The organism is Polaromonas sp. P1_E1_2, from assembly GCF_056406035.1.
This window is the reverse complement of record NZ_JBFUAZ010000697.1, coordinates 1-2,055: the sequence shown is the minus strand read 5'-3', so window position 1 is coordinate 2,055 and position 2,055 is coordinate 1. Positions and strand designations below refer to the sequence as shown.

The 2,055-nt window shown below is 64.9% G+C and carries 1 protein-coding gene and 1 pseudogene; both read left to right on the top strand.

Annotated elements, in window-relative coordinates:
- Window positions 1-376, top strand: a pseudogene (locus tag AC1D1P_RS21855) (EmrA/EmrK family multidrug efflux transporter periplasmic adaptor subunit); the annotation flags it as partial.
- A gap of 93 nt (window positions 377-469) precedes the next feature.
- On the top strand, window positions 470-2,044 hold the full coding sequence (locus tag AC1D1P_RS21850; RefSeq protein WP_477648140.1) for a DHA2 family efflux MFS transporter permease subunit: 1,575 nt from the start codon (window positions 470-472) through the stop codon (window positions 2,042-2,044).
- The last annotated feature ends 11 nt before the right edge of the window (window positions 2,045-2,055 follow it).

The window sequence follows — 2,055 nt, the reverse complement described above, 5'->3', positions numbered from 1 at the left end:
GGTGCAGCGCGTGCCGGTGCGCATCGCGCTGGACGCCAAACAGCTCGCCGACAACCCGCTGCGCGTGGGCTTGTCGATGGACGCCGAAGTGGACGTGAGCAGCAAGGACGGCAAGACGCTGGCCGATGCGCCGCGGGACGCCACCCTGGCACACAGCCAGACTTACGGCACACCTGACGATGCCGCTGACAAGGATGTGCAGCGTGTCATCGCCGCCAACACCGGGAAATTCGTGAAGCCGGCCAAGTCCGCCGTCGCGGCCAAGCCGGCCCTGCCGCAGGGTGGGGCTGTTTCGCCCGCCCAGGCCGGCACCGACCCGCAGCGCCTCGCGTTCAGCCACACGCTGTCGCTGGCTGGCAACCGCGTGGCGCCGTAAGTCACAGCCTCACACACAACCCGCACTTCCAGACCGCGCAACCGCAGCGAATCCCGTAGCGGTTTCCACCAGCCCCTTATTCGCAAGGCTTTCATGGCTTCCGCACCTGCTCCCGCCTCCGCCTATGTCCAGCCGCCACCGCTGACGGGCTCTGCCCGCCTGTGGGGCACGCTGGCCCTGTCGGCCGCAACGTTCATGAATGTGCTCGACACGTCCATCGCCAATGTGTCGCTGCCCGCGATTGCCGGCGACCTGGGCGTCAGCCCCAACCAGGGCACCTGGGTCATCACCAGCTTTGGCGTGGCCAATGCGATTGCCGTGCCGCTGACCGGCTGGCTGTCGCAGCGCTTCGGTCAGGTTCGGCTTTTCACCACCAGCGTCATCCTGTTTGTTATCACCTCGTGGCTGTGCGGCCTGGCGCCCAACATGACCACGCTGATTTTTCTGCGCGTGCTGCAGGGCCTGGTGGCCGGGCCCATGATCCCGCTGTCGCAGGCGCTGCTGCTGTCGAGCTACCCGAAAGCACTGGCGGGGCTGGCCATGGCGCTCTGGTCCATGACCACGCTGATCGCGCCCGTCATGGGGCCGCTCTTAGGGGGATGGATCACCGACAACATTTCCTGGCCCTGGATTTTTTATATCAACATCCCCGTGGGCTTTGGCGCTGCCTTCATCACCTGGAGCATCTTCCGAAAGCGTGAAAGCGTCACCCGAAAACTCCCCATCGATTCGGTGGGCCTGGCGCTGCTGGTCATCTGGGTCGGCGCGCTGCAGATCATGCTCGACAAGGGCCAGGAGCTCGACTGGTTTCATTCCGGTGAAGTGATCGCGCTGGGCATCATCGCGCTGGTGGGCCTGATCGCCTTCGTGATCTGGGAGCTGACGGAAGAACACCCGGTGGTCGACCTCACGCTGTTCAAGAAGCGCAACTTCTGGGCCGGCGCGCTGGCGCTGTCGGTCGGCTACGGCCTCTTCTTCGGCAACGTTGTTCTGTTGCCGCTGTGGCTGCAGCAGTACATGGGCTACACCGCCACACAGGCCGGCATGGTGCTGGCGCCTGTCGGCGCCTTCGCCTTGCTGCTCTCGCCCGTGGTCGGCAAGAACATCGCGAAAGTGGATCCGCGCCGCTTCGCCGCGTTTGCCTTCATGGTGTTTGCGCTGGTACTGTGGATGCGGTCCAACTTCAACACCCAGGCCGATTTCCGCACCATCATGATCCCGACCATCATCCAGGGCGTGGCCATGGCTTTCTTTTTCATCCCGCTGGTCACCATCACGCTGTCGGGCATCTCGCCCGACAAAATTCCCGCGGCCTCCGGCCTGTCAAACTTCGTGCGCATCACCGCCGGTTCCTTCGGCACCTCGATCGCCACCACCATCTGGCAAGACCGCGCCGCCATGCACCACGCGCAAATCAGCGAATACGTGAACCAGGGCAGCACCGCCACCAACAGCGCCCTCACAGGCCTGGCCGGCGCTGGCCTCACGCCCGACCAGGCGCTGGGCACCATCAACCGCCTGGTCGACCAGCAGGCCTACATGCTGGCCGCCAACGACGTGTTTTATGCCTCCTCGCTGATCTTCCTGCTGCTGATTCCGCTGGTGTTTTTGACACGGCATACCAAGGCGGGGGCGGGGAGTGCCGATGCTGCGGCCGGGGCGCACTGAGGCCTCTGCGT